The sequence below is a fragment of the Caballeronia arvi genome, from assembly GCF_001544695.2.
Taxonomy (GTDB): Bacteria; Pseudomonadota; Gammaproteobacteria; order Burkholderiales; family Burkholderiaceae; genus Caballeronia; species Caballeronia arvi.
Map to the genome: position 1 here is coordinate 1 of NZ_FCOM02000293.1, position 797 is coordinate 797.

At 67.0% G+C, this 797-nt stretch carries 1 protein-coding gene; it reads right to left on the reverse strand.

Annotated features, from left to right (window positions below):
• On the reverse strand, positions 1–797 hold a 797-nt coding region (locus AWB74_RS44975), incomplete at both ends, for an SDR family oxidoreductase (protein ID WP_061152849.1).

Sequence of the window (797 nt, forward strand, 5' to 3'; positions counted from 1 at the left end):
CCCTGTGTCTCGCGCACATAGCGCCGCGCCGCCGCGACCAGCAGCACGCCCGCGACTCCCATGAGCGCCGCACGCGCGCTCATGGGATGGGTATGCGCATCGGTGTAAAAGCTGCGTTCGCGGACCCGGCCGTGTCGTCCGGACCGTTCGCTCAGGCCTGTGCCGCTCTCATGGAGCGCATCGCCGTCGCGCCGGGGCTCGCTCGTGAGCTGGGCCTTCACGCCGAGCCGGCGCATCATCGCGTCGTACACGCGCGGCGCCGAGCGCCCGAACCACGCCATGCCGCGCGACGCGCCACCCGCGTAGACATCGCGCTGCGGATGAGCCGCGGTGTGCAGGACGGCTAGCGCGACCACTTCAGGCGCATACACCGGCTGCGGCAGCTTCGGCTGATGATCCAGATAATTTTTCGCATGCTCGACGAAGAGCGTGTCGATGCCCGCAGGCTTGACGAGGGTGACCGAGACCGGTGCGCGCTCGTCGGCGAGTTCGATGCGCAGCGCATCGGTGAAGCCCTTCACGGCATGCTTCGATGCCACGTAGGCACCTTGCAGCGGAATGGCGACATCCGATAGCTCGCTTCGGAGATTGATGAGCGCGCCGCCCCGTTCCCGCAAATGCTGCACGGCGACGACCGAGCCGTTGACGACGCCCCAGTAATTCGTGCCGAAGAGCTTGCGCTGGTCCTCCAGTGGTACATCGACGCAGCGGCCGTACAACGAGACGCCTGCATTGTTGACCCAGGTGTCGAAGCCGCCGAAACGCGAGATCGCCTCGTCCGCAGCGGCTTGCAACTG